The following is a 26,673-nucleotide window of genomic DNA, read 5'->3' as shown; positions in this document are numbered from 1 at the left end:
TAAGTAGCATGAGGCACCCCCGATGAACACGAAGCAAACCGAACGGCGACGGCAGCGTGGTTTATGGTCTTCATCGAGCGGCTGGGGGGCCATCGTGCTGTTGGGGTGGCTAAGCCTTTTTGTGGGCGCCTCTGCCCATGGCCAGACGCAAGCGGAGCCTTACCCTGCCACGGACATGACGCTGGTGCTGCCCTACGGGGAAGGCGGCGCAACGGACGTCTTGTTCAGAGCCATTGCCGAGCGTGCCCAGGTCGCGCTACAGGCCCCCATCGTCGTCGTGAACATGCCCGGCAGCGGGGCCACGCTGGGGGCGCAGTTCGTCAAGGAATCCCCGCCCGATGGCTACACCGTACTGGGCAGCCATCAAACCATCGACCTCGCCTACCTGTCGGGGCTTTCCAACTTTTCGCATGAGGCATTCGCCCCCATTGCCCTGCTGACCCGCACCGTGAACATTCCGGCCACCTATGCAGGTCACTCGGTCAGCAGTGCTTCCCAGATTGCCGAAAAGGTGCGCGAACAGCCGGGCAAGCTGCTGTTCGGGGTGATTCCCAACTCAACGGACCACTTTTTTTGGCTACACTTCTTCGCCCAGGCCGGTATCGATGCCAGCGATGTACAGTTCGTCCAATATCCTGATACCGGTGCCCAGGTCGTGGCCTTGTTAGGCAGAGAGCTTGATTTTGCCATGCTCAACCTGCCGTCGGCAGGTGCCCTGTTTGCGTCGGGTGCCCTGGTGCCTCTGGGCGCTGCCAGCGAGCAGCGTCTTGCGGCGCTACCGTCCGTGCCGACGCTTCTGGAGCAGGGCATCACGCTGGTCAATACCACGGACCGCGGTTTGTTTGCTCCCTTGAACACGCCTCCTGAGCGTCTTGACGTCATTGCCACCGCCTTCCGTCAGGCGCTGGAAGCGCCTGACCTGGCACGTCGCTTGATGGACACCCACGGCTCTCTGGTGGACTTTCGCCCGCTGGAGGCCTATGGGCAGTATCTGGATGAGCAGTATCAACAGTTGGAAAGCCTGACCCAGCGGTTAGCGTTCGAGCGCTAGCCAGACCATCGACCGGAGCCACCACGTCTAATGCCCTTGAATACTCGTGATTTAGCCGCCGAGACGCTACTGCTGCTGGTCTCGGCGACGCTCCTGTGCATGGGAGCGACCAGCCTGTTGGTGGGACTGGTGCTGCCACAAGTGGTATTCGGCCCGATGCTGGTGCCGGATGCCGCGCTGGCGACGCTGCTGATCGGCGTCAGCCTGCTGGCCACGCTGTGCCGATGGCGCGTGCTGAGGCTGGCAAGTGCCGGAGGCTTGACGGCGCTGCTGCTGTACACCTTGCTGCACAACCTGATGGCGCAGGGCGTCAGCGAATCGTGGGTCACTGGGCAACCGCGCATGACCAGTTTGGCGGCGGTGGTGTTGCTGATGATCAATGTCTGCCTATGGCGTGGTGTGGAAGGGGCGGCAAAAAAGCGCTGGTGGCGCGCGGCAGGAATAGGTTTGCTGCTGTTTGGCGGCGTGGTGGTTCTCCAGCTATGGCGTCCTCAGGCAAACCAGGCGACGCTCTTTACCTCCTCGCCTCTGGCGGTACTGGTATTCATCGTGCTGTTGGGGGCTGCGCTGTTGGTGGCCGGCTGGCGGCAGCGTCATGAGCGGCTCAGCCCGGGCCGCTTGACCGTGGTGGTCGGGTTGGCAGGGGTGTTGGCCAGTAGTCTGGCGTGGTTGCTGCTGAGCATGCATCAGCGCTCCTCTGCCGAGTTGCAGGCCAGTTACCTGCTAGATAATGTGCAGCTCAACGCCGAACAGGCCATGTCGGAACGGCTACAGCTGATGCAGCGCATGGCTGAGCGCCTGAACGGGGTGACAGGCGCGCAGCGTGAGCGGTTGCTGGCACAAGATGCCCAGAACTATTTTCGCGATACGCTCAGCCTGCATGCCATGGCACTGAGGGAGGAGACGGGCGCGCTGCGGTGGTCGCAAGGGCGCAGGCAACGCAGTGATGGCTGGCTGCTGGAGCAGCTGGCCATGCCTGCGGTACAGGCCTGGATGAACATTCCGTTCGAACGCCCCCGGTTACTGATCCCGGACAGCCGTCAGCCCAGCCAGATATTGATGGTCGTCCCCATTCCTGGCCAGCCTGAGCAGCTGCTGGCCTCGTTGCATCTGGGCGAGCTGCTGGGCAACGAGCTGCGGCTGGCGCTGGGGCCTTTTCATGTGGACGTCAGCCGGGCGGACCAACGGCTGATTCGGCTGCACCCTTCCGGGTTCACGGTCGATGATGGCGAAGCCTCCACGCTGATGCTGGCATCTCGGCATATGGGGTTGCCGGGGGGGATCAACCTCATGCTGAGCGCCTATCCCGGCCAACACTATAACTGGGCACTGTTGGGCGTGATGCCGCTGAGCGTCACGCTGGGTGGGCTGGTGATGAGCTGGCTGCTGGCGTTCAGCGTGGGGTTGGTGGGCGCGAGCGTGGCGCGTGCCAGGGAGCTTGCCGAGGCGCGCCACTCTTTGGCCGACAGCGAGCAGCGCTATCGTTCGCTGTTTGCGCACCACCCCGATGCCATTTTTGCCGTGGATCCCGAAGGGCGTTTCATCGAAGCGAACGCAACCTGCGGGCGTGTGACCGGCATTCCTCGGGAAGAGGTCTTGCAGCGTCACTTTGCCAACTTTATCGACCCTGACGACGTCACGCATGTGGCGCAACAGTTTCAGCAGGTGCTGGGCGGTGAGATCGCGCGCTTCGAAGTCTCGCTGCGCCACCGTGATGGCCAGCAGCGCTTGCTGGATGTGATCGGTATTCCGATCACGGTCAATGGCCGAGTCGACGGGGTGTACGGCATTGCACAGGACGTCACCGCAAGCCGCGCCCAGCAGACTCGTCTGCGCATTCTGGAGCGCAGCGTGGAAGCCAGCGTGAACGGCGTGCTGATTGCCGATGCCCGCGCACCGGATTTGCCGATCATCTACGCCAATCGTGCGTTTAGCGTGATGACCGGCTACTCGCTGGAAGACGTCATTGGTCGGAACTGTCGTTTTCTGCAAGGGCCGGAGAGCGACCCGGACATGGTGGAGGCGCTGCGCTGCGGCCTCCAGAACCAGCGAGAGACCCACGTCACGCTGTGCAATTATCGCAAGGATGGTACGCCGTTCTGGAACGACCTCTACGTCGCACCGGTGCGGGGCCAGGATGGCGGGGTGACCCATTTCGTCGGCGTTCAGCACGATATTTCCAAGCACAAGGCCTACGAAGCTCGCCTGGCCTATCATGCCACCCATGACGACCTGACTCGCTTGCCTAACCGCATGCATTTCGAAGAAGCCCTGCAGGCACAGTTTGCCCAGGCACAGCTGGGGGGGCATGCCATCAGCGTGCTGTTCGTGGATCTGGACGATTTCAAGCCGATCAACGACAGCCTGGGGCATGCCGTGGGAGATCAGGTGTTGATCGAAGTAGGCCAGCGGCTGAAGGCGGCACTGCGCCAGGAAGATACGGTGGCCCGCTTGGGCGGTGACGAGTTCGTGCTGCTGATTTCGTCGGTCAGTGACGAAAAGCAGGTGATCGACATCGTCGAGCGCCTGTTGCCCGCCTTGGCTCGCCCTTACTGCATCGATGGCCACGAGCTGTACCTGACGGCCAGTGTCGGTATCGCCATCAGTGGGCCGACCACACCCCAGCCACAAAGCTTGATTCAGCAGGCAGACATGGCGATGTACAAGGCCAAGCAGCAAGGGCGCAATGCGTATGCCTGGTTCAGTAACGACATCAACGAACTGGCCAGCGAGCGCGTCATCCTGCGCAACGATTTGCAGGAAGCCATCGACCATCAAAACTTCGAGCTGCACTATCAGCCACTTTTCGACGGCGCCGGCAACATCGTCAGCGTAGAAGCCCTGGTACGTTGGCGGCACCCCGTGAAAGGCTATATTTCTCCGGCGCGTTTCATTCCGCTGGCCGAGGCAACGGGGCAGATCGTGCCCATCAGCGAGTGGGTCCTGCAGCGTGCCTGTACCGACATGCTGAGCCTGCAGCAAAAGGGGTTGGGAAGCCTGAAGGTGGCGGTCAATCTCTCGCCTTTGCAGTTTCATCGCGCAAGCTTTCTGGCGACGCTGCGCCAGACACTCTCATCGACCGGTCTTCCTGCCGAGCAGCTGACGCTGGAACTGACCGAAGGCATCCTGATGAACAACACCGAGGCGGCGATTGGCATTCTGCATGCGCTGCGCAGCATGCAGGTGAGCGTCGCCATTGATGACTTCGGCACCGGCTACTCGAGCTTGAGCTATCTGAAACACCTGCCCATCAGCACCATCAAGATCGATCGCAGCTTCATCAACGAGCTGATTCACAGCGATGACGATGCCGCCATCGTGCAGGGCATCATTTCCATGGCCCACCATTTGGGGCTTGGCGTGGTGGCCGAAGGGGTCGAGAATGACGCCCAGCACCAACGTTTGATGACTTACCGCTGTGACATGTTCCAGGGCTTCGGGCTGGCCAAACCCATGCCGCTGGCGGAGCTCGAAAACATCATGGCGGCATTCACGGCTTCGACCACCTCTGGCTGACGAGAAAACATGGCGTTGACCACCACGACCTGGTACCTGTATCTGCTGGAGTGTCGCCGAGGCACCTATGTGGGCATCACCAATGATTTGACGAAGCGCTACCAGGCCCACCGAACCGGCAAGGGCGCGCGCTATACCCGTGCGCACCCGCCCACGGCGCTCTTGGGGGCGCAGCCGTTTCCCGATCGCGCCACGGCCAGCCAGGCCGAGTACCGCTTGAAACAGCGCACCCCGGATCAAAAGCGCCACTGGGCCCGCCAATGGCCGGTCGAAGGGTGGCACCCGGAAAGCGAGTAAACACACCATGGCAACAGGAGCCTTCATGCGTACGTTTTTTTCCGAGGATAGTCGTCTGCGTCAGGCGCGCAGTGAACTGCACGATGGCACGCTGGTCAGCCCCTTCGAATGCCCGGAGCGCATGGATCTCGTGCTGGCGGCGCTGGCGCAGGCCAATATCGAGGTGCAGGCACCGCAGGCCTATGGGCTCGACCCCGTGCTGGCGGTGCACGATGCAGACTACGTGGCGTTCCTGGAGGGCTGCTGGCAGGCATGGCAGGCCGCCGGTCATGAAGGCGAGGCCATTCCCAATATCTGGCCAGCGCGGACCCTGCGCGGCGACCGGATACCGAGTTCGGTGAGCGGCCAACTGGGCTACTATGCGCTGGCCGCCGAAACCTCGATCAGCGAGGGAACGTTTGCGGCGGCCATGGCCAGCAAGGACACTGCGCTGGCTGCCGTGGAGCATACGCTGGCCACCGGCGAGCCCAGCTTTGGGCTGTGCCGCCCGCCTGGCCATCATGCAGCCTTCGATCAGTTCGGTGGCTACTGCTTCTTCAACAATGCCGCCATTGCTGCCCAGCGGGCCCTGGCCAGCGGCATGCATCGCGTGGCCGTGCTGGACGTGGACTTTCATCACGGCAACGGTACCCAGCAGATTTTCTACCAGCGTGACGATGTGCTGTTCGCTTCCCTGCATGGCGACCCCGACGTGACCTTTCCCTACTTTTCCGGCTATGCCGACGAAACGGGGGAGGGCAAGGGCGAGGGCTACACGCTGAACTACCCGCTGCCGCCCGGTACGTCGGTGGCGCGGTGGATGGCGGCGTTGGACGATGCCTTGACCCGGATTGCCCAGGCCGAGTGTGAGCTGGTGGTGGTGTCGCTGGGCGTGGACATCTTCGAAGGCGACCCGATCAGCGCTTTTACCTTCCAGCACGCCGACTTCACGGCCCTTGGCCAGCGGCTGGCCCAGTGTGGTTTGCCCTGCGTCTTTTTACTGGAAGGGGGCTATGCAGTGGGAGATATCGGTGTCAATGTGGTGAATGTCTTGCAGGGCTTTGGTGCGGGTGCGAGATGACAACGGCACCAAATTCGGGCAGTCTTACGCCTTTTTAGCCTATCGATGATGGCGGGAGCGTGTCGTGGCAGTCTACGGCGGAATACAGGCACATGAAGTGGAGCGTTGGCTGAATGCCCTCACCAACGCGGCCTATGACCGACGCTGCCCGCTCTCCCAAGTGCATGGCGGCAATGCCCGTGCACGCATTGCGCGTCAGGATCTCATTTATTTGGCCACCTCGTTTCGCAGCGGTGAACGCACTCGCGACGCCGTCGCCGATGGTTTGAGCCGCTGGTGCCAGCACTACCTCAGCGAAGCAGAGTGGTACGTGCTGGTGGGCGGTCGCAAGCCGCCCTCCTCGAACGTTACCAGCACTGCACCTCTCGCGGGTCAGCCCCGTGATGCCCTGACCGGTAGCGAGCCTGCCGCCCCTTCCATAGATGATGCCTCCTTGGAAGATCCCTTCGTGGACGACGCGCTAGACGCGCTTTATCAACACCGGGTGGGTTAACCCACGCCATCCAGCGCTGTTACAATGGATGCATGAACAGTGCTCATGCCGTTTCGGCCACCGCCTCCCTTGATGACCCTTTTTACTACCTGGCGAATTTCCGCTTCGTGGTCGATTGGGTGCAGTCGCGTCACGGCGATTTGCTGAGTGCCGAGGAGCATCACGCCCTCCAGCAATGGTCACGGCTGCCGCGGGCTGCTCAAGCGCTGCTGGTACGCATGGTAATGCGCAAAGGCGAGCTGTTCCGCATCGATAAGCTCAGCTACCCCGAGATTGGCGACACCCGGCAGGCACTGGCCCCGCTACTGGCCCAGGGGTGGGTCGACGAGACGCCGCCGTTGGGCATCGAGGCGCTATTTCGGCTGCTGCGCCTCAGCGAGCTGCGCGACGCCCTGCAACCGATGATCCTTGAGCTGGGCATCGCCCCCAGGGCGACCAAACGCGAACTTCAGGCGGCACTGACACCAGAGCTTGCCGAGGCACGCCCGCTGCAGCAGTGGTGGCCAGAGGCCACCACGAACATCGTGCGCCTCGACATCATGGCGCTATGCGACCGCCTGCGGCTGATGTTCTTTGGCAACCTGCGCCAGGACTGGGCCGAATTCGTGCTCACCGAGCTTGGCTTGCAGCGTTTCGAACAGCTTCCGCTCTCTTCGGATTCGCGTGCATTTCAGCGCCGCGAAGAGGTCGATACCTATCTCACGCTGCACCGCCTGCGCGAGCGCCTGGAGAGCGGAGAGGCGCCGGGAGTGCTCGCCACGGACGTGCCCGCTGCCTTCGGCAACCGCTGGCTGGACGCCCGCCGCTCGCGGCTGCTGCTGACCCTGGGGCACACGGCAGAGCGCAGCGGTGAGGCGGCCCTGGCCCTGGCGCTGTATGCCGAGTCCAGCAACAGCGAAGCGCGCATTCGTCGACTGCGAGTGCTGGAGCGCCTGGGCCGCTATCAGGAGGCTTACGCACTTGCCGAGGCGTCGCTCGATCAGGCAGGCGAGAGCGAAGCCCAGGCGCTGGGACGCCTGCTGCCACGCCTGACGCGCAAGTTGAATTTGCCCGCCCCATCGGCCGCGAAAGCCGTCGATGCCCCCACTTACGTGCTGGAGCTGCCCGGGCCGCAGCCGGTGGAGCGCGCCGTTGCCGAGCACTTATCCACCGCCAGTGCGCCGGTCTTCTATGTGGAAAACGGCCTGATCACTGGGCTGTTCGGCCTGCTGCTCTGGCCAGTCATTTTCAAGCCGCTGCCGGGAGCGTTCTTTCACCCGTTCCACAGCGGGCCTGCGGACCTCTATCGCGAAGACTTCGTGGGCCAGCGCCAGGCAGAGATCGACGCCTGCCTGGCGCAGCTGGAGGATGGCCGCTACCGCGCGACGATTCTGGCCACCTGGCAGGACAAGCAGGGGCTTGCTTCCCCCTTCGTGCATTGGGGAGTGCTGAGCGAACCGCTGGTCACCATGGCGCTTGACTGCCTGCCCGCTGCACACCTGCGCGGCTGTTTTACCCGCCTGCTGGGGGATCTCAAGCACAATCGCGCAGGCCTGCCGGACCTCATTCAGCTGATGCCGGCAGCAGCGGATGGTGAGCCGCGCTATCGGATGATCGAGGTCAAAGGGCCGGGGGACCGCCTGCAGGATAACCAGCGTCGCTGGATCGACTTCTTCTGCCGCCAGGAGATGCCCGTCGAGGTTTGCCACGTGCGCTGGCAGCCCGACCCATGAGCCGCTATCGCGTGGCGGTGCGTACCCTGTGTGACTTCACCGCCCGCCAGGGCGACCTGGACCACCGGTTTACGCCCGCACCCAGTGCTCAGGAGGGCATCGAGGGGCACGCTCTGGTGGCCAGGCGGCGGGAAAAGATCCCCAGTTATCTCGCCGAACTGCCGCTCTCCGGTGAGTATCAGGGGCTGCGCGTGTCTGGCCGCGCCGATGGTTTCGATGTGGCGGGCAACTGTGTCGAAGAGGTCAAGACCCATCGCGGTAGCCTGGCGCGCATGGCGGATAACCAACGGGCGCTGCACTGGGCGCAGGTGAAAGTGTACGGCGCGCTGCTCTGTGCCGAGCGGGGCCTTGCGCATATCACGCTGGCGCTGGTGTACCTGGAGATTGCCAGCGGTCAGGAAACCCGGCTGATCTGCGAGGCCCGCGCCGATGAGCTGGAAACGTTTTTTGCCCACCAGTGCCAGCGCTTCCTGGCCTGGGCCGAGCAGGAGGCGGCCCACCGCAAGCGCCGCGATGCATGGCTCGCCACGCTGAGCTTTCCCCATGCGGATTTCCGCCCCGGCCAGCGGGCACTGGCCGAGGATGTCTTCAAGGCGGCCAGCACCGGCCGCTGCCTGCTGGCCCAGGCGCCCACCGGTATCGGCAAGACCCTGGGCACGCTGTTTCCCATGCTCTCCGCGATGCCCCGCCAGCGGCTCGACCGAATCGCCTTTCTGACCATGAAAACCCCCGGCCGCCGCCTGGCGCTGGATGCCCTCACCAGCCTGCAGGCCCCCGCGCAGCCGCTGCGGGTGCTGGAGCTGGTGGCGCGTGACAAGGCCTGCGAGCACCCCGGTACGGCGTGCCAGGGCGATGCCTGCCCGCTGGCAAAAGGCTTTTACGACCGCCTGCCCGCGGCCAGTCAGGCGGCGGTGGAACATGGCTGGCTAGACCGCGAGGCCCTGCGCGAGGTGGCGCTGGCGCATCAGGTGTGCCCTTACTATCTGGGCCAGGAGCTGGCCCGCTGGGCCGATGTGGCCGTGGGGGATGTCAATCACTGGTTCGATAGCCACGCGCTTTTGCATGGGCTGGCCCAGGCCAACGACTGGCGGGTGGGCCTGCTGGTGGATGAAGCCCACAACCTGGTCGAGCGTGCCCGTGGCATGTACAGCGCTGCGCTCTCCCAGCAGCGTCTGAGCTACCTGCGGCGCCACTCCCCACCGGCGCTGGCCAAGCCCTTGGCGCGCGTTGGCAGGCAGTGGCAGGCCCTCAACAAGGCGGTGGCAGACCAGGCGCCGGAGCGTCGTTATCACCTGCTGGATGCGCTACCCAGCAAATTGTTGGGTGCACTGCATACCTTGGCCGGGGCGATCACGGATTATCTGGTGGAGCATCCCGACGGGGCGAGCCAGGCGCTTCAGGAACTGCTGTTCGAGGCGCTGGCGTTCTGCCGCCTGGCAGAGCAGTTTGGCGATCATTCGCTGTGCGACCTGGACGTCGCGGGGAAGGGCAGTGCCGTCCTCGGCCTGCGTAACGTGATCCCGGCGGATTTTCTTGGCTCGCGCTTCAAGCGTGCCCACTGCGCGGTGCTGTTCTCCGCCACGCTGTCGCCCTTTCACTACTATCGTGACCTGCTGGGGCTGCCGGAGCACAGCGTGTGGCGCGAGGTGGCGTCTCCCTTCGTGGCGCAGCAGCTGGAAGTGCAGCTGCGCACGGATATCTCCACCCGTTACCATCACCGCGGGGCCTCGGTGGCGCCCATCGTGGCTACCCTGGCGGCGCAGTACCAGCGCCACCCTGGCCATTACCTGGCGTTCTTCAGCAGCTTTGCCTATCTGGAACAGGTGCTGGCTGCGTTTGCCCAGGCCCACCCGGACATTCCCGTGTTTGCCCAGACGCGCAGCATGCAGGAGGCCGAGCGCGACGCTTTTCTGGCGCGTTTTACGCCTGGCGGCTGCGGCATCGGTTTTGCAGTGCTGGGGGGCGCTTTCGCAGAGGGGATCGACTTGCCCGGCGAGCGGTTGATCGGTGCCTTTGTGGCCACGCTGGGCTTGCCGCCCTTCAACGACTTCAACGAAGCGCTGAAGGCTCGGTTACAGGCGCGCTTTGGGCGCGGAGACGACTACACCTACCGTGTGCCGGGCATGGTCAAGGTCGTGCAGGCGGCGGGCCGGGTGATCCGTGGCCCCGAGGACCGTGGGGTTGTGGTATTAATGGATGACCGCTTTTCCCAGGCGCGTATACGGGCGCTGCTGCCACGCTGGTGGCAGTTGGATACCCCTTGATGCTGAGTCACGTCCCCTAACCCATAACCACAAGGACCGCATTGCACCATGGCCGATCTACTCTGGTACCAGTACGTACTCATTGGGCTGATCTTTGCCTGGAGTGGCTTCGTGCGCACCAGTTTGGGCTTTGGTGGCGCCGTGCTGGCGCTGCCGTTCTTGCTGCTGGTCAGCAACGAGCCGCTGGTCTTTCTGCCCATCATTGCCATTCATCTGCTGATCTTCTCCAGCTGGATTGCCTGGAACGGGCACCGGCAGGTGCGGCAGGCGGGCAATGGAGCCGCGGTGCAAAGCAATATCGACTGGGGGTATCTGGTCAAGGCGCTGAAGATCATGATCATCCCCAAGCTGGTCGGGGTGGTGGGCCTGCTGACCCTGCCCAACCATGTCATGACCAGCATCATCTTTGGCATCGTGATCATCTACGCCATTGGCTATGTCTTGAACAAGCCGTTCCAAAGCAAGCACCGCTATGTGGATTACCTGCTGCTGGGGCTGGGCGGCTATGTCAGCGGCACCTCGCTGATTGGCGCGCCGCTGATCGTGGCGGTGTTTGCCGCCCATGTGGCCAAGGAGCAGCTGCGCGATACCATGTTCGTGCTGTGGTTCATCCTCGTGGTCATCAAGATGGTGTCGTTCGTGGTGGCGGGGGTCGACCTGCAGCTGGTGCATCAGCTATGGCTGTTGCCGTGCGCTTTCATTGGCCACCTGCTGGGCGAGAAGGCGCACCGTTACCTGCTCCATGCCGATACCGGGCTGTTCTTTCGGGTGCTGGGGGCGGTGCTGATTCTGGTCAGCGTGGTGGGCTTGCTGAGCATGCCCGGCTAAATCACCTTTCAAGAGGAGCGGTGGTAGTATGAGATTCATCGACGCGCTGGCCAGCCTGCAACGTGCAGGTCGGCTGCACAGGTCCCTTCGGCGAGCGACCCACGGCATCGTGTGGCTCGTGCTGCCGCTGGCGCTACCTGCCATGGCTAGCTGCCCGGCAGCGTCCACCACGGACCTGGCGCACATCAAAGGCATTGGCGAGCAGTCCGCCCTCGCCGAAGGCCAGCGCGTGACCATCGATGGCGTCGTGACCGGGGAGTTTCTGGGGCGCGAGCGCCTCAGCGGGTTCTACCTGCAGCAAACCACCGAGCAGGGCCCGGTAGGCATATTCGTGTATGCGCCGGAGCTGGCCGAGCACAAGGCCGCGCAGGTAGTGGCGGGCCAGCATCTGCAGCTACAGGCGCGTACAGGAAGCTTTCGCGGCAACCCCCAGCTGCAGCGCGTCACTCAGCTGGTGACCTGTGACAGCGCAGGCGAGCTGCCCGAGCCCATTGCGTTATCCTGGCCCCAGGACGCGGCCTCGCTGGACGCCATGGAGGCGCTATTAGTCACTTTCCCTGAGCCGCTGACGGTCACCGATAACCATGATCTGGGCCGTTACGGCACGCTGGCGCTGGCCAGCGAGCGACGCTTTCGGCCGACCCATAGTGCCGCTCAGGCAGCTCCTTCGCCTGCGCCACTGCTGCTGGACGATGGCAGCTACCGCACGAACCCCGATCCCGTGCCCTATCTGAACGAGCAGGGGACGCGCCGCGTAGGCAGCACCCTCGACGGGCTGACCGGGGTGCTCACCCACGCCTTTGGCGACTACCGTCTGCACCCCACGCAAGCGGTCACGTTCACCGACAGCAACCCCCGCCCCGGCCCGCTGGAAGCACCGGGTGATGCCCTGAGGGTAGCTACCTTCAACGTCGAGAACTACTTCGTCACCCTGGGGGAGCGTGGTGCCGCCAATGCGCCCGCGCTGGAGCGCCAGCGCGGCAAGCTGGCAGCGGCCATCGCGGGGCTGGAGGCGGATATTCTGGCGCTGATCGAAATAGAGAACCGCCCCGACGCGTTGACCGATCTGGTCGAGCAGTTGCACCAGCGCACGGGGATTCGCTACCAGCCGGTGGGCGAGCCCGAGCGCCATGGAACGGACGCCATTCGGGTGGCGTTGCTCTATCGGCCGGACCGCGTGGAGGCCCTGGGAGCCCTGCATATCGACCGTGACGATGCCCACGACCGGCCGCCGCTGGCCGGCTTCTTCCGCAGTGTGCGAGGAGGGCCAGAGGTAGGGGTGGTGACCGCGCACTTCAAGGCCAAATCCGGCTGCCCCGCGCAGGGGGATATCGACCGTGGCCAAGGCTGCTGGAACGAGCGGCGTGTTGCCCAGGCGCAGGCCACCCAGCGTTTTCTGGACACCTTGCGCGAGGAAGCGGGCCATGAGCGTTTGCTGCTACTGGGGGACCTCAATGCCTACGGTGCCGAAGACCCGATCCGCACTTTGGTACATGCAGGCATGACCGACCTGATCGCGCGTCATCTCCCCGCCGAGCGCCGTTACACCTACGTGTTTCGCGGTGAGTCCGGGTATCTCGACCACGCCCTGGCCAGCGCTGAACTGGCCGAGGCCGTGCAGCAGGTGCATACCTGGCCCATCAACGCCGACGAGCCGCGCTTTTTGAGCTACGACCAACAGCCGGACGATACCCCGCCCAGCCCGTTTCGCTCGTCAGACCACGATCCCATCGCGGTGGATCTGGTATGGCCATGAAACGTGGCGGGCGCTGATGAGGGGCGCAAAAACAAAAACGGCCACTTGCTATAAAAGCTAAGTGGCCGTTTTCGTTGAATTCTTGGTCGGAATAGCAGGATTCGAACCTACGACCTCTGCCTCCCGAAGGCAGCGCTCTACCAAGCTGAGCTATATTCCGAGGGTTGCCAAGGCGTGCTTAACAACGGGACGCATCATACGTAGTTCAGGGGCTTTTTTCAAGCCCCTTTTGCGCTTGTCGGGCGCCGGTCAGGCCTGACGCTCCACGGCGAGGCGGGCCAGCTGGGCCATGCTGTCGCGGAAGGGGCTCTCGGGCAGCGCGTTCAGCTCGGCCAGGGCCTTGTCGGCCATCTCGACGGCGCGGTCGCGGGTGTAGGTGAGAGCGCCGGTGGCGTGAATGATCTCCAGCACTTCGTCCAGTTGCTCCAGGCCGCCTTTGCGAATCACCTGGCGGATCAGCTTGGCCTGTTCGGGGGTGCCGCGCTCCATGGCGTGAATCAGCGGCAGGGTCGGTTTGCCCTCGGCCAGATCGTCGCCTACGTTCTTGCCCATGGCGTCGGCGTCGCCCTGGTAGTCCAGCAGGTCGTCGATGAGCTGGAAGGCCAGGCCGAGATAGCGGCCGTAGTACTGCAGCGCGCGCTCCTGCTCCGGGGTGGCATCGGCCAGCACCGCGCCGCTGTGGGAAGCGGCTTCGAACAGCATGGCGGTTTTGCCCTGAATGGTCTCGAAGTAGTCGGCTTCCGAGATGCTCGGGTTGCCGATGTTGGTCAACTGGAGGACTTCGCCTTCTGCGATGATACAGGTCGCGCCGGAGAGGATCGCCATGATGCGCATGGAGCCGACATCGACCATCATCTGGAACGAGCGGGAGTAGAGGAAATCGCCTACCAGCACCGAGGGCGCATTGCCCCAGGCGTCGTTGGCGGTTTTCTTGCCACGGCGCATGTGCGACTCGTCCACCACGTCGTCATGCAGTAGGGTCGAGGTGTGCATGAACTCGATCAGCGTGGCGAGGGTGATGTGCTTGTCGCCTTCGTAGCCCAGCGAGCGCGCTGCCAGCAGTACCAGCAGCGGGCGCAGGCGCTTGCCGCCGCTTTCGATGATGTACTGGCCGATGGTTTCCACCAGCGGCACGCGAGAATTCAACTGCGTCACAATGGTGCGGTTGACGGCCTCAAAATCGTCGGCCACCACGGCGTGCAGCGGTGAAGGCGAAGGGCTGGCAGGCGGGGTTGAGGAGACGTTGGCTGTCATGGGTTCCGTTCATCGCGGCAGGTAAGAGAGTGGGGGTCATGCTATGGGGCTGCCTGTGAGGCGTCAAGGCATAGCGGCGCCGGGCGGGCGGCGGGGTGATTGACAAGCCCCGGTGGCCTTGTGGTAAAGCGCGATAGTCGTTATAATCCGCGACCCACTCATCATGCTCCCTGTCAGATGGCTGCCAAAAGAGGCGCCACTCGCAGCAGGTCGATAAGAGCGGAAGGCGATGAGCGTTGGTTACGCGGGGCGTAACTGGCATTAACGACAAGTCCGGAGAGCGACATGTACGCAGTTATCAAAAGCGGTGGCAAACAGTACCGCGTTCAAGAAGGTCAGACCCTCAAGCTCGAAAAAATCGAAGTCGCGACCGGCGAAACGATTGAATTCGATGAAGTGCTGCTGGTTGCAGACGGCGACGACGTGAACATTGGCGCACCTTTCATCAGCGGTGCCAAAGTTTCCGCCGAAATCGTTTCCCACGGCCGTGGCGACAAAGTCACCATCATCAAGTTCCGCCGCCGGAAGCACCACATGAAGCGTCAGGGCCACCGCCAGTGGTTCACTGAAGTCAAAATTACCGGAATTTCTGCGTAAGCAGTCACTTCCCTTTAGGAGGATTTTGCAATGGCACATAAAAAGGCAGCCGGCTCCACGCGTAACGGTCGCGATTCCGAATCCAAACGCCTGGGTGTGAAACTGTACGGTGGCCAAGCGGCAACCGCCGGTAACATCATCGTGCGTCAGCGCGGCACGCGCTTCCACGCCGGTACTGGCGTTGGCCTGGGCCGTGACCACACGCTGTTCGCTCTGAACGACGGTGTCGTCAAGTTCGAGACCAAAGGTCCGAAAAACCGTAAATTCGTCAGCATCGTTTCTGCCTAAGCAACTTAGGTTGCGCAGTGCGAAGATGACGAAAGAAAAGCCCCGCCATGGCGGGGCTTTTTTGTCTTTTCAAGCCCTTTTGCCCGTACCGGGAACAGGGTGATGCAGTCAGGGCGGCGGAAGCGGCCGGGAGAATCCAATGCAGTTCGTCGATGAAGCCTCGATCATTGTTGAGGCAGGTAAAGGCGGCAATGGCTGTCTGAGCTTTCGCCGCGAGAAATATGTGCCCAAGGGTGGCCCGGACGGTGGTGATGGTGGCCACGGGGGCAGCGTTTATCTGATTGGTGACGATGCGCTGAATACCTTGATCGATTTCAAGTTTCAGCGCTTCTACAAGGCCGAGAACGGCCAGGGCGGCATGGGTCGCCAGATGAGCGGCAAGGCCGGTGAAGACCTGCACGTCAAGGTGCCGGTGGGCACCACCGTGATCGACGAGGACACCCTCGAAGTGATCGCCGATGTGACCGAGATCGGGCAGGTCGTGCTGGTGGCGGCCGGTGGTCGTCGTGGCCTGGGTAACATTCACTTCAAATCCTCCACCAACCGCGCACCGCGCCGCACCACGCCGGGTACCGAAGGCGACCGCCGCAATTTGCGCCTGGAAATGAAGGTGATGGCGGATGTGGGCCTGCTGGGCATGCCCAATGCCGGCAAGTCGACGCTGATTCGTTCGGTGTCGGCGGCCAAGCCGAAGGTGGCCAACTACCCCTTCACCACCCTGGTGCCGAACCTGGGCGTGGTGAAGCTGGGCATGCACGAGCACTTCGTGATGGCCGATGTACCGGGGCTGATCGAAGGCGCCTCCGACGGCGCAGGCCTGGGGCTGCGTTTTCTGAAGCACCTGACCCGTACGCGGCTGCTGTTCCACGTGGTCGATGTGGCGCCGTTCGACGAGTCCGATCCGGTCGACGCTGCCCAGGCCATCGTGCACGAGCTGGGCCAGTTCTCACCGGCGCTCTCCGAGCGGCCGCGCTGGCTGGTGCTGAACAAGTTCGACCTGCTGCCGGAAGAGGAGCGCGAAGCGCGGGCCCAGGCGATCATCGATGCGTTGAACTGGGAAGGCCCGGTGTTCCGTATTTCGGCGATCAGCAGCGAAGGCACCGACAAGCTGGTGCAGGCGGCGTACCGCTGGCTCACCGAGCAGCAGCGTCTGGAAAACGAAGACGAAGAGGCCCATGCCCGCGAGCAGGAGATGCGGCGCCGCATGGAAGAGGAGTCGGTGGCCCGTACCGAAGCGCGCCTTGGCCGTCGCCGCAAGCGCGATGACGAAGAAGACGATGACGATTTCGACGACGATGATTACGATGTCGAAGTAGAGTACGCCCCGTAAACGGCAGGCGTGCCGACCAGGATGAATCGCGTGAGCGCAATGGCGTGGGAGAGTCGCGACGTGGAACACAACGAGCAGTTGCCGGGCCGTGAGGCGCTGAGTAGCGCCCGCCGGATAGTGGTCAAGATTGGCAGCGCGCTGCTCACCAACGATGGTCGCGGGCTGGATGAAGCGGCCATAGGCGGCTGGGTGGATCAAATTGCTGCCCTGCACCAGCAGGGTATCGAAGTGGTGCTGGTCTCTTCGGGAGCCGTGGCGGCAGGCATGGTACGCCTGGGGTGGCAGGCACGCCCCAGCGCCGTGCATGAGCTGCAGGCGGCGGCGGCCGTGGGGCAGAACGGGCTCACCCAGTGCTACGAGCAGCACTTTGCTCGCCACGGCATGCTCACCGCGCAAATTTTGCTCACCCACGACGACCTCTCCAACCGCAAGCGCTACCTGAACGCACTGTCGGCGCTGCGCACCCTAGTCGAGATGCGCGTGGTGCCGGTGATCAACGAAAACGATACCGTCGTCACCGACGAGATCCGCTTTGGCGATAACGACACCCTGGGCGCGCTGGTGGCCAACCTGCTCGAAGCCGATGCGCTGCTGCTGCTCACCGATCAGGAGGGCCTGTTCGATGCCGACCCGCGCCATCATCCTGACGCTCGATTGATTGCCGAAGGCCGTGCCGATGACCCACGGCTGGCCGCCGTGGCAGGCAGCGGCGGTGCGCTGGGCCGAGGGGGCATGAGCACCAAGGTGCGTGCCGCGCAGCTGGCGGCGCGTTCCGGCGCGGTAACGGTGATCGCCAGCGGCCGTCAGCCCGAGGTGATCACCCGTATCGTGCAGGGCGAACCGCTGGGCACGCTGCTGCGCCCGGACCAGGCGCCCATGGCGGCCCGCAAGCGCTGGCTGGCAGGGCAGCTACAGGTACGCGGTACGCTGGTGCTGGATGCCGGTGCGGTCAACGTGCTGCGCGGCAAAGGGTCCAGCCTGCTGGCCGTGGGCGTGCGGGACGTACAGGGCAGCTTCAGGCGCGGCGACATGGTGCTGTGTGTGGACGAACAGGGCGCGCGGGTCGCCAAGGGGCTGGTCAACTACGGTGCCGATGAGGCACGTCAGCTGGCGGGCCAGCCCAGCCACCAGATCGAGGCCATCCTTGGCTATGTGGAGTCCCACGAGCTGATTCATCGCGATAATCTGGTGGTGGTGTAAGGCGGCAGCGGTATTTGCTGTGGCCAGCCGTCCGGCACGATCATCACCCGCAACGGGGGGTGAGCCGGGTGGCTGAGCATCACCTGCTGAGGCCCGTAGCGGTCGATCAGCGCCATCACGCTGGCCGTTTGTAGCGCCAGCGCATCGAAGGCTTCCGGCAGCGGCGGCGCCAGCCAGTGGGGCTTTTCCAGCCAGGCCATGCTGGGTGCGTCGGCGTAGCTCTCTGCCAATGCTGGCCAATCCTTCCTGTAGCACCACAGCCCGCGCCGGTGGTCAGGCGTTGCCCCGCCCGGCGGCGGCAGCGTTGCGTGCCACGGGTAGAACAAGACGCCGGGCATGGCCACTCGGGGCTGCAAGGCGGGCAGGGTTTCGCCGCTGTCGCGGGGGGCGAGCCAGTGGCGCAGCAAGTGTCGTGCGGGTGGCGTACACGACAGCGGCAGCTGATGCTGGCGCAAGTGCTGGCACTTCAGCGCCAGACTATCCAACCCTCCGGGGCCGACCCAGCGGCCCTGGCTCGTCTGCTCTCCAGGCCCTTCGGGCAATCCCAGATAAAACTTGATGGCCACCTCCAGGTGGATGGGCGCCGGGTTCTGCCGAGTACGGTAGAGAATATCCAGCTCGCCCAGCGTCAGGCGGCGCTGGGTAATGCGTACGTTGTGGCCCAGCAGGCGAGTGTTGGGCGCGCTGTCCAGCAGCAGATGCCACAGCCGTTCATGGTAATGCCCCATGCGCTGAGGCGGTAAACGACGTGTCGGTCGAGCAGCCGTCTGTCGAGGCACGGCCTGTGGAGACTCATCCTGCCGAAAATGGTCCGCATGGCGGGCCAGCCAGGCGTGACGCTGTGCGGCGCTGGCCAGGCCCAGCTCGGCGGGGGTGGGGCGGCCAGCCAGATGCTCGGCCAGCGCCACCAGGTCCGGGGTTGCCAGCAGCCACAGCATGTCGCGCAGCAGCCGCTGCGGCGAGTGGGGCCAGACGCCTTCCAGGCAGCCGTCGCTCATGCCATCAACGTAGCCAGAAGGCCAGCAGCGTCAGGGCAATCAACACGACCAGCGTGGCAGTGCCCAGGTGGCGGGCGTAGTGGTGCAGCATGCGAACCTCTCTCAGACGATGTCGAAGCGATCGGAAAAAATGTGCGTCGGCGGGATGCCGTGGGCAATCAGCCCGCGTTCGGCGCTATCCATCATCGGGTCTGGGCCGCAAATGTAACAGTCGATCCGCGGGTCCAGGTCCGGCAAGACACGTTTGATCAGCGCCTCATCCACATAGCCGGTTTCGCCCTGCCACCCTTCGTGCGGGTCGGACAGCACGTGAACCACTGTCAGGGGCAGCGCTTTGCTTAGCGTTTCCAGGTGCTCACGGAAGGTGGCTTCCTGCCAGGTGGGGTTGGCATAGATCAGCCAGATAGGGGGCGCCTTGCCTGTATCACGAAAGCTGCGCAGCATGCTGATGAACGGGGTGATACCGATACCGCCCGCCAGCATCACGATGCCATGGGAGTTATCGGGGTTGGGAATGAAGGCGCCGTATGGCCCTTCGATGAACGCTCGTGTGTTGGCCTTGACCTTGGGCAGCGTACGGGTGAAGTCCCCCAGCCGCTTGGCACTGAAAGCCACCCTGCCCGGCTGTGATGCGCTGGAAACGATGGAAAAAGGGTGCTGCTGCAAGGCAAAAGGGGTGTTGCCCAAGGTGATCCAGAAAAACTGCCCGGGCTGGAAGTCCAGCTGGTGCTGGCCATCTGCCTCCAGCGTCAGCGTCGTGGTATCGCCTCGCTCCAGCTGGTTATCCACCACGCGCCAGGGATGGCGGCGCAGTCGCCACGGGCGCAGCAGGCGAGTTTCCACCAGCAGCCCTAGCGGCAGCAGGAGCAGCAGGGCAAAGACGCCCGAGGTGACGACGCCTTGGGTGTAGCGCTGAGCCATCAGCGCATGCCCCAGCCCGCCCATGACCACGAAAGCGGTCAGGCCGCCATGCAGCAGTCGCCATGTCTCGTAACTCAACCCCAGCCGCTTGCGCCATAGCGAGGTGACCACCAGGGTCAGGCTGGCCAGCAGCAGGGCCATCAGGGCCAGGGCGCGGAGGGTGTCCTCGCGGGGGTCGAGATAGTGCAGCAGGCTGGGCTCGGCGATGAATGTCAGCGTGGGATGCGCCAGTACCAGCAGCAGGGCACCGATCCCCAGCTGGCGATGAAACTGCAGCACGTTGTCGAACCCTGCGCGATTGCCAAAGCCGTGACGGCCTGAAATCAGCGCTTGCAGCGCCATGATGCTCAGCGCCAGCGCGCCCAGCAATACGCCTGCCTCGGCCAAGGCGCTGCGTGGAGCTGGCGGCGACACCAGCAGCCAGCTCACCGGCAGTAATGCCAGTACCATGTAGAGAGTGACCCAAAGCAGCGCTTGGCGGATGACGTGGTTCACGAATGCTTCTCCTTGTGCGTCCTTGCGAATGGCGAGTATTGCCCCGTCTTCCTGTGGGTAGCTTGTCCAAGTGTGGGAAAAACCGGGCATTTCGCAAGTCTGGCCGCCAACGCGGCAGGAGCTGCTACGCTGACTGAAGTGGCCATCGAGAGTCAGTATGGCCGATAGCGCCAGCATTCACCCGACAGGAGCAGCATGATGGGCAAAGGAAAATCGAAGAAACGCCAGCCGAGCAAGTCCGACTCTACAGCGTCCTCGGCGGCTGCCAAGGCGCCACAGCAGCTGACCCCCGATACCGGGGCTGCCCTGTTTGAAGATGCCCGTTCGCGGCTGGTGGCCGTGTTCGAGGCGCTGAAGATTCACCCGGATGCCCAGGCGCGATTGATGCAACCCAGCCTCTCCTTGCAGGTCAGCGTGCCGGTGCGCATGGATGATGGCAGCCTGAAGGCGTTTCCTGCCTGGCGCGTGCAGTACGACACCAGCCTGGGGCCTGCCAAGGGCGGGGTCCGCTTCCATCCGGACGTGAACCAGCATGAAGTCACCACGCTGAGCTTCTGGATGGCGGTGAAGTGCGCGGTGGTCAACCTGCCTTACGGCGGCGGCAAGGGCGGCGTTCAGGTGGATGCCAAGTCGCTGTCGTCGCTGGAGCGAGAACGGCTGGCGCGAGGCTATATCCGCGCCATCGCCGACATCATGGGGCCAGACCGCGACATACCCGCACCGGACGTGAATACCGATGCCACGGTGATGGGCTGGATGATCGATGAGTACGAGCACATCCTGCGCGCCCAGGCGCCAGCCGCCATCACGGGCAAACCGCTGCCGCTAGGAGGCTCGCCAGGCCGGGTGGAAGCCACTGGCCGTGGCGCGCTCAAGGTGCTCGACCTGTGGGCGGCGCAGCGGGAGCGGGCGCCGGAAGAGACCACCGTGGCGGTGCAGGGCTTCGGCAACGCCGCGTACCACTTTGCCCGTTTGGCCAGTGCCGAAGGGTACCGCGTGGTCGCGGTTTCCGACTCCAGCGGAGGCCGCTATGCGGCGGACGGTCTGGACATCGAAGCGCTGAAAAAGGACAAGCAGTCCCACGGCAAGCTGTCGAAGAGTCAGCAGGGGAAAGCCCTGAGTGGCGAGCAGCTGCTGGCGCTGGAGGTGGATGTGCTGGCCCTGGCCGCGCTGGAGAATCAGGTGCATGGCGACAACGTGGCCGAGGTGCAGGCAGGCGCCATCCTGGAGATCGCCAACGGCCCGCTGACCAGCGACGCCGACCGGGCACTCGAAAAGCGCGACGTGGACGTGCTGCCCGACGTACTGGTCAATACCGGCGGGGTCGTGGTCAGCTACTTCGAGTGGTTGCAGAATCGTGCCGGTGAAAAGTGGAGTGAAGAGCAGGTCAACGAGCGGCTGGATGCCCTCCTGGAGCGCGAGGCAAGCCAGGTACTGAAGCGGGCCGAGCAAGAGCAGGTGTCGTTTCGTCACGCGGCGTACTGTCAGGGCATCGAGCGGATTGCCGAGGCGATCATGGCCCGCGGCAACTGCCAGGACTGCCGCTAGTCCACAGTGTCGATGGCGTCATGACGGCATGACGATGGCATGAAAAAGGCGGGCCACCAGGGCCCGCCATGCAAGGTTGCTCACGCGTATCAGTCGCGGTCGATCTCGGTGATCTGGAACGAACCCTGACGCATCTTGATGTCCAGTTCGCGGCCATTCTGGTCGCGCCCTTCGATGTCGATGCTGCCGCTCTTGTTGATCTCGATCTCCTCGAACTCCGTCATGCCTTCCTGGCTGGCGATATTGAGCGCCTGACGTACATCGTCTTCGGTCATGCCCCAGGCACCGGTGATCAGACGCTTGCGCTCTTCTTTCAGGGTATCGCCGTTATCCAGCGAGAACTCGATATCGGCATACCACTCATCGTCCAGCCAGCCTTCGACTTCGGCGCGCCCACGGCTCTTGACGCTGATCTCTTCATAGTGCGTAAAACCATAATCGCTGGCGTAGGTCAGAATGTCGTCGATGCGATCCACCGGCTGGGTGTCGGCATACACGGTGCTGGCGGCTGCGCTCAGCAGCAGGGCAGAGGCAGGAATCATCAGCATTTTTTTCATGGCGTTCATCACAAGCTCCTTTTTTCACGATATGTCAGTTGAAGCGACGAGACAGTTATAGCAGCCGGGGTCTTACCGGAAGCTGACAAAGTCGTTCATCTACCGTTCATGTTGACTTTGGCATGCTGGCATCATGAAAACCATGACCGCTTTCCTACGCTCCTTACGCACCTGGCCCCGCCTTCGGGTGATGGCCTGCGCGTTGGCGCTTGTCTGGATGGGTAACGCCATTGGCGACCAGCCCTGGCAAGCGCTGCACGGTGAAGTGGGGCGCGGCGATGTGGTCCCGCTGGAAACGATACTCGACTGGCTCGAAGAGCGTTACATTGGCGATATTCTGGAAATCGAGATCGACCGGGACGACGGGCTGGTGGAGTATGAGATCAAGATGCTGGGGCCCCAGGGGCAGGTGGTCGAATTCGAATTCGATGGTCACAGTGGCCAGTTGATGAAGATCGAAGGTGTCCGCATTCGCGAGATGCAGCGTAACCCATGAAAGGATAGCGTGATGAAGTGTTTGCTGGTAGAGGATGACCAGGCGCTTGCCCGTGAGCTGAGCCAGGCCCTGCGTGAAGGCGATTGGATCGTCGAGCGAGCCGAGAATGGTCAGGAAGCCGACTTTCTGGTGCGTACGGAAGCCTACGATACGGTGATCCTGGACATTGGCCTGCCGGATGGCGATGGCACCCGCTGGCTCTCCTCCTGGCGGGAGGATGGCATCGACCTGCCGGTGCTGATCTTGACCGCTCGCGAGCGTTGGGCTGACAAGGCTGCGGGGTTTACTGCCGGGGCCGACGACTACGTGACCAAACCCTTCGAGCCCGCCGAAGTGCTGTTTCGGCTGCGCGCCCTGGCGCGACGCACCCATGGCCACGCCCACCCGGTGCTACGGGTAGGCGAGCTGAGCCTGGATACCCACACCCAGCACGTTACTCTGGCAGGCAGGCCCGTCAGCCTGACCGCCCAGGAAACCCGTCTGCTGAGCTATCTCATGCATGCCGCGCCGCGGGTAGTAAGCCGCAGTGAGCTCTCGGAGCACGTCTATGACCGTGACCACGAGCCCGACTCCAACGTCATCGACGTGCAGGTCAGCCGCCTGCGGCGAAAGCTGGGTGCCTGGCGTATCGCCACCCTGCGCGGCCAGGGGTATCGCCTGCTGGCCGATGAGCCCGACACGCCATGAGCGCTGCCGGGCTGCATTGGCGTCAACGCTGGGCCAGCCGCTCCATCCACCTGCGCTTGCTGCTGGCAGCGCTGCTGATCGTGCTATTGGCCCTGCCGGTGGCGGGTGGGCTGCTGGCCCATCATTATCGTAGCGCCGCCGTGAACGCGTTCGACGAGCGTCTCGAAGCGACGCTCAACGTGATCATTGCCGGTGTTGCCTACGACCCACTGAGCCAACAGCTGCGCTATGAACGTGCCTTGGGCGACCCCCGCTTCGAATACGTGTTTTCAGGCTGGTATTGGCAGATCACCGACAGCGAGCAGCACACGGTGGCGTCGCGCTCGCTATGGGATCAGCGGCTGCCCGTGACCCACAGCGAACAGGTGTCTGCACGGACCTTGCCAGGGCCTAGAGGGCAGCAGTTGCGAGTGGTGGAGCGGGATATCTATCTGGCGCCTTTGGAATCGCCGCTGCACGTCAGCGTGGCCGCCCGTGACGATGCCCTGGTGGCTGAAATCCAGGCCTTCCAGCGCATGCTGTGGCTAGGCCTGCTGGGGCTTGGCGCGGTGTTGCTGGGGGTGCTGGCGCTCCAGGTGCGTTGGGGGTTGGCGCCGTTACGGCGCATGAATGCCAACCTGCGCGACGTGGAGCAGGGCCGTGCCGAACAATTGGATACCCGACTGCCGCAAGAGCTGGCCACCCTGGCCAGCTCCATGAACGCCGTATTGGCGCGCGACCAGCGGCTGATCGAGCGCGGTCGCTATACGGCGGGTAATCTGGCCCACGCCCTCAAGACGCCGCTCAGCGTCATGCGTCTGCTGGTGAAGCAGCTGCCCAGCGACAGCCGAGCCACTTGGGACGTAGAGCTTTCGCGTATCGACAATGCGGTGCGTCACCACCTGGCCCGGGCCTCGGCGGCCGGGGACAGCGGGCGCTTCGCCGCCATTGACCTGCAGGCCACCCTGGCGCCGCTGATGAGCGGATTGGCGCGTCTTGCCCAGCGGCGGCATATCACCCTGACGCAGACTGTGGATAGCCAGATGCGGGTACACCTGGACGACCAGGACCTGCAGGAGATGGTGGGCAATTTGCTCGATAATGCCCTGCGCTGGGCCAGCCAGACGGTGCATGTGAGCTTTCAGGCGCAGCAAGGCGTATTGAGGCTGACGGTGAGCGATGACGGCCCCGGCATGACCGCCGAGGAGTGCCAGGAGGCCGTGCAGCGCGGCAAGCGCTTGGATGAGCAGCGTTCCGGGAGTGGGCTGGGGCTGGCCATCGTGGCCGATCTGGTGGCCCTGTATGGTGGGCAGATGCGCCTGCAGCGCGCCGAACAGGGCGGGCTGGAGGTGGTGATCGAACTACCCGTGCTGGCCGCGCGGGCCTGAAGGAGCAACGATGATCGACGTCACCGAAACACTGCCTGACGTACTGGTGGGTCCGCTGCTGCGTCGCTTGTCGCCGTCACGCCTGGTGATGTGGCTGGTGGCCACGCGACCGCTGGCTCTCCAGCTGGTTCTGTTTCCGGACACCCCCGACCAGCAAACCTACCCACTGTCTCGCCAGGATCACCAATGTGTGGCCATCGGCGAGCGGGCCTACCTGTACTGCATCGACCTGAGCTTGCCCAGAGCACTGCCCACCGATACACGCATCGCCTACGACCTGCAGGTACAGAGCCACCAGGGCGCATGGCAGCGCCTTCCCGAGTGGGCACCGTGGTTATGTCACGCCGGGCAGGCCTACCCGGCCTTTGTGCTGGCATCGCGTCACCACCGCCTGATGCACGGCTCCTGCCGCAAGCCCCACCACGACAGCCCCGATGGTTTGGTGCGTGCCGATGCCTGGCTGGCCGAGCGCCAGGAAGCCCCTGGCGAGTGGCCTGCCTGGCTATTGATGACCGGTGACCAGGTCTACGTGGATGACGTGGCAGGCCCCACCCTGCGCGCCGTGCATGCACTCATCGCCCGGCTGGGGCTGGCCGATGAGCAGTTGGAAGGGGCCACGGTGAACGATAGCCAGGCGCTCTATGCGGCTCCCGAAACCTATTATCATCGCGAGTCGCTGCTGCCGGATGTCACCAGTAACGCGGCCCTGCGCGAGCGTTTCTTCGGCGGGGTGAAAAAGCCGGTGTTCACCTCGGCGCACGCCCAGAACCACCTGATGACCCTTGCCGAAATGCTGGCCATGTATTGCCTGGTCTGGTCGCCGACTCCTTGGCAGATCATTGCGCCCACGCCTCCCGAGCTGGCCGAGCAGGAGGCCGAAGCGTACCGTACCGAACAGGCGGTCATCGATGCCTTCGTGGCAGGGTTGCCCCAGTGCGCGCGGCTGATGGCCCACGTGCCCAGCCTGATGATCTTCGACGATCACGACGTCACCGATGACTGGAACCTGACCGCTGATTGGGAGCGCTGTGCTTATGGGCATCCGTTCTCCAAGCGCATCATTGGCAACGCGCTGGTGGCCTACCTGCTTTGCCAAGGGTGGGGCAATGCCCCGGACAAACTCAACCCGCTGCTGCATCAGGTCGGTACGTTGTTCGATGGGTCGGGCACCTTGAACCCCCAGGCCCAGGACAGCGTGATCGAGCGGCTTCTGCGCTTTCAAGGGTGGGAGTTTCAGGTGCCAGGCGCCCCCGCGCTGATCGTGCTCGATACCCGTACGCGCCGCTGGCGCAGTGAGCGCAACCCCAAACGGCCCTCCGGGCTGATGGACTGGGAGGCGCTCATGGAGATGCAGCAGGCGCTGTTGGGCACCCCCAGCGCGGTGATCGTCTCGCCTGCCCCGATGTTCGGGGTCAAGCTGATCGAGGGCATTCAAAAGCTGTTTACCCTGGCTGGCAAGCCGTTGATGGTGGATGCCGAAAACTGGATGGCCCATCGCGGTGCCGCCAGCGTGCTGCTGCACATCTGGCGGCACTCCAAGACACCCGGCAACTACGTGATCCTGTCGGGCGACGTGCACTACTCCTTTGCCTACGACATCGTCGTACGCGGGCAGGAGCAGGCCCCGCATCTGTGGCAGATCACTTCCAGCGGCGTGAAAAACACCTTCCCTCGGCGGCTGCTGGATACCTTCGACCGGCTCAATCGTTGGCTATACGCACCGCTGTCGCCGCTCAACTGGTTTACCCAGCGGCGCAAGCTCAGCATCTACCCTCGGGACCCCGAGCAGGCCAGCGCTGGCGAGCGGCTGTGGAATGCCAGCGGGATAGGCCTGGTCAGTCTCGACGAGAACGGGCGTCCCACCGATATTCGTCAGTTGGATGCCCGCGGTGGCGACGCGGTGTTTCCGCCGCCGGACATCCCCGGCATGAAGGCGCCCACCGGTGGTTCGTCATGAA

The 26,673-nt window shown here is 63.8% G+C and carries 22 protein-coding genes and 1 tRNA gene; 18 read left to right on the top strand and 5 right to left on the bottom strand.

The window, feature by feature from the left end:
• Nucleotides 1-22: 22 nt before the first annotated feature.
• From FEU76_RS16300 to FEU76_RS16260, 9 genes are all read left to right on the top strand, one after another.
• Nucleotides 23-1,051 (top strand): Bug family tripartite tricarboxylate transporter substrate binding protein, encoded by a 1,029-nt coding sequence (locus FEU76_RS16300; protein ID WP_144984359.1) that lies wholly within the window; start codon nucleotides 23-25, stop codon nucleotides 1,049-1,051.
• Between the two features lie 30 nt (nucleotides 1,052-1,081).
• Nucleotides 1,082-4,567 carry a bifunctional diguanylate cyclase/phosphodiesterase gene (locus tag FEU76_RS16295; protein WP_144984356.1) on the top strand — a complete coding sequence of 1,162 codons (3,486 nt, stop codon included), beginning with the start codon at nucleotides 1,082-1,084 and terminating at the stop codon, nucleotides 4,565-4,567.
• A gap of 9 nt (nucleotides 4,568-4,576) precedes the next feature.
• Nucleotides 4,577-4,864 (top strand): GIY-YIG nuclease family protein, encoded by a 288-nt coding sequence (locus tag FEU76_RS16290; protein ID WP_039183214.1) that lies wholly within the window; start codon nucleotides 4,577-4,579, stop codon nucleotides 4,862-4,864.
• A 25-nt stretch (nucleotides 4,865-4,889) separates the two neighbouring features.
• Nucleotides 4,890-5,924 carry a histone deacetylase family protein gene (locus FEU76_RS16285; RefSeq protein ID WP_039183212.1) on the top strand — a complete coding sequence of 345 codons (1,035 nt, stop codon included), beginning with the start codon at nucleotides 4,890-4,892 and terminating at the stop codon, nucleotides 5,922-5,924.
• A gap of 64 nt (nucleotides 5,925-5,988) precedes the next feature.
• On the top strand, nucleotides 5,989-6,417 hold the full coding sequence (locus tag FEU76_RS18755; RefSeq protein WP_039183209.1) for a hypothetical protein: 429 nt from the start codon (nucleotides 5,989-5,991) through the stop codon (nucleotides 6,415-6,417).
• A gap of 32 nt (nucleotides 6,418-6,449) precedes the next feature.
• Entirely contained in the window at nucleotides 6,450-8,129 is a 1,680-nt protein-coding gene (locus tag FEU76_RS16275; protein WP_144984353.1) for a VRR-NUC domain-containing protein, read from the top strand.
• Nucleotides 8,126-10,393 (top strand): ATP-dependent DNA helicase, encoded by a 2,268-nt coding sequence (locus FEU76_RS16270; RefSeq protein ID WP_144984350.1) that lies wholly within the window; start codon nucleotides 8,126-8,128, stop codon nucleotides 10,391-10,393. Before FEU76_RS16275 ends, FEU76_RS16270 begins: the two co-directional genes overlap by 4 nt.
• A 48-nt stretch (nucleotides 10,394-10,441) precedes the next feature.
• Nucleotides 10,442-11,221: a sulfite exporter TauE/SafE family protein gene (locus FEU76_RS16265; RefSeq protein WP_144984347.1), complete on the top strand. Its 780-nt coding sequence runs from the start codon at nucleotides 10,442-10,444 to the stop codon at nucleotides 11,219-11,221.
• Nucleotides 11,222-11,249: 28 nt separating this feature from the next.
• Nucleotides 11,250-12,977: an ExeM/NucH family extracellular endonuclease gene (locus FEU76_RS16260; protein ID WP_144984344.1), complete on the top strand. Its 1,728-nt coding sequence runs from the start codon at nucleotides 11,250-11,252 to the stop codon at nucleotides 12,975-12,977.
• Nucleotides 12,978-13,060: 83 nt separating this feature from the next.
• On the opposite strand, the gene FEU76_RS16255 is transcribed toward FEU76_RS16260, so the two are convergent.
• Nucleotides 13,061-13,137, bottom strand: a tRNA-Pro gene (locus FEU76_RS16255).
• An 89-nt stretch (nucleotides 13,138-13,226) separates the two neighbouring features.
• Nucleotides 13,227-14,231, bottom strand: a complete 1,005-nt coding sequence (ispB, locus tag FEU76_RS16250; protein ID WP_144984341.1) for an octaprenyl diphosphate synthase — start codon at nucleotides 14,229-14,231, stop codon at nucleotides 13,227-13,229.
• A 285-nt stretch (nucleotides 14,232-14,516) separates the two neighbouring features.
• On the opposite strand from ispB, the gene rplU reads away from it, so the two are divergent.
• The 4 genes from rplU to proB all read left to right on the top strand — a co-directional run bounded on the left by rplU (nucleotide 14,517) and on the right by proB (nucleotide 17,646).
• Nucleotides 14,517-14,828 carry a 50S ribosomal protein L21 gene (gene rplU / locus FEU76_RS16245; RefSeq protein ID WP_016915863.1) on the top strand — a complete coding sequence of 104 codons (312 nt, stop codon included), beginning with the start codon at nucleotides 14,517-14,519 and terminating at the stop codon, nucleotides 14,826-14,828.
• Between the two features lie 30 nt (nucleotides 14,829-14,858).
• A complete protein-coding gene (gene rpmA, locus FEU76_RS16240) occupies nucleotides 14,859-15,116 on the top strand; it encodes a 50S ribosomal protein L27 (protein WP_016915864.1) in 258 nt (85 codons plus the stop codon).
• Nucleotides 15,117-15,255: 139 nt separating this feature from the next.
• On the top strand, nucleotides 15,256-16,446 hold the full coding sequence (gene cgtA / locus FEU76_RS16235; protein WP_016915865.1) for an Obg family GTPase CgtA: 1,191 nt from the start codon (nucleotides 15,256-15,258) through the stop codon (nucleotides 16,444-16,446).
• 39 nt (nucleotides 16,447-16,485) lie between these two features.
• Nucleotides 16,486-17,646 carry a glutamate 5-kinase gene (proB, locus tag FEU76_RS16230; protein WP_227408083.1) on the top strand — a complete coding sequence of 387 codons (1,161 nt, stop codon included), beginning with the start codon at nucleotides 16,486-16,488 and terminating at the stop codon, nucleotides 17,644-17,646.
• Here the strand turns inward: proB and FEU76_RS16225 are convergent.
• Together FEU76_RS16225 and FEU76_RS16220 are read right to left on the bottom strand one after the other, a co-directional pair.
• A complete protein-coding gene (locus FEU76_RS16225) occupies nucleotides 17,619-18,644 on the bottom strand; it encodes a DUF1853 family protein (RefSeq protein ID WP_096921605.1) in 1,026 nt (341 codons plus the stop codon). The genes proB and FEU76_RS16225 overlap by 28 nt on opposite strands.
• Before the next feature lie 102 nt (nucleotides 18,645-18,746).
• Nucleotides 18,747-20,060: a ferredoxin reductase family protein gene (locus FEU76_RS16220; protein ID WP_144984338.1), complete on the bottom strand. Its 1,314-nt coding sequence runs from the start codon at nucleotides 20,058-20,060 to the stop codon at nucleotides 18,747-18,749.
• Nucleotides 20,061-20,258: 198 nt separating this feature from the next.
• Between FEU76_RS16220 and FEU76_RS16215 the strand changes: the two genes are divergently transcribed.
• On the top strand, nucleotides 20,259-21,608 hold the full coding sequence (locus FEU76_RS16215; RefSeq protein ID WP_260851415.1) for a Glu/Leu/Phe/Val family dehydrogenase: 1,350 nt from the start codon (nucleotides 20,259-20,261) through the stop codon (nucleotides 21,606-21,608).
• Nucleotides 21,609-21,697: 89 nt separating this feature from the next.
• On the opposite strand, the gene FEU76_RS16210 is transcribed toward FEU76_RS16215, so the two are convergent.
• Complete coding sequence (locus tag FEU76_RS16210) at nucleotides 21,698-22,174, bottom strand: PepSY domain-containing protein (protein WP_039183184.1); 477 nt, start codon at nucleotides 22,172-22,174, stop codon at nucleotides 21,698-21,700.
• A gap of 124 nt (nucleotides 22,175-22,298) precedes the next feature.
• Here FEU76_RS16210 and FEU76_RS16205 point away from each other — a divergent pair, with 124 nt between their 5' ends.
• Genes FEU76_RS16205 through FEU76_RS16190 form a run of 4 tightly spaced genes read left to right on the top strand, consistent with a single transcriptional unit; the run spans nucleotide 22,299 to nucleotide 26,672 of the window.
• Nucleotides 22,299-22,661, top strand: a complete 363-nt coding sequence (locus FEU76_RS16205) for a PepSY domain-containing protein (RefSeq protein ID WP_144984335.1) — start codon at nucleotides 22,299-22,301, stop codon at nucleotides 22,659-22,661.
• A gap of 12 nt (nucleotides 22,662-22,673) precedes the next feature.
• Complete coding sequence (locus tag FEU76_RS16200) at nucleotides 22,674-23,348, top strand: winged helix-turn-helix domain-containing protein (RefSeq protein WP_144984332.1); 675 nt, start codon at nucleotides 22,674-22,676, stop codon at nucleotides 23,346-23,348.
• Nucleotides 23,345-24,715 carry a sensor histidine kinase gene (locus FEU76_RS16195; protein WP_039183177.1) on the top strand — a complete coding sequence of 457 codons (1,371 nt, stop codon included), beginning with the start codon at nucleotides 23,345-23,347 and terminating at the stop codon, nucleotides 24,713-24,715. The genes FEU76_RS16200 and FEU76_RS16195 overlap by 4 nt, the downstream gene beginning before the upstream one ends.
• 10 nt (nucleotides 24,716-24,725) lie before the next feature.
• Complete coding sequence (locus FEU76_RS16190) at nucleotides 24,726-26,672, top strand: hypothetical protein (protein WP_039183174.1); 1,947 nt, start codon at nucleotides 24,726-24,728, stop codon at nucleotides 26,670-26,672.
• Nucleotide 26,673: the final 1 nt, after the last annotated feature.

It is taken from the genome of Halomonas sp. C22 (genome assembly GCF_007655045.1).
GTDB classification, from domain to species: Bacteria; Pseudomonadota; Gammaproteobacteria; order Pseudomonadales; family Halomonadaceae; genus Vreelandella; species Vreelandella hamiltonii.
Note: the sequence above shows the minus strand (reverse complement) of the source record. Positions and strands in the feature narration are given on the sequence as shown.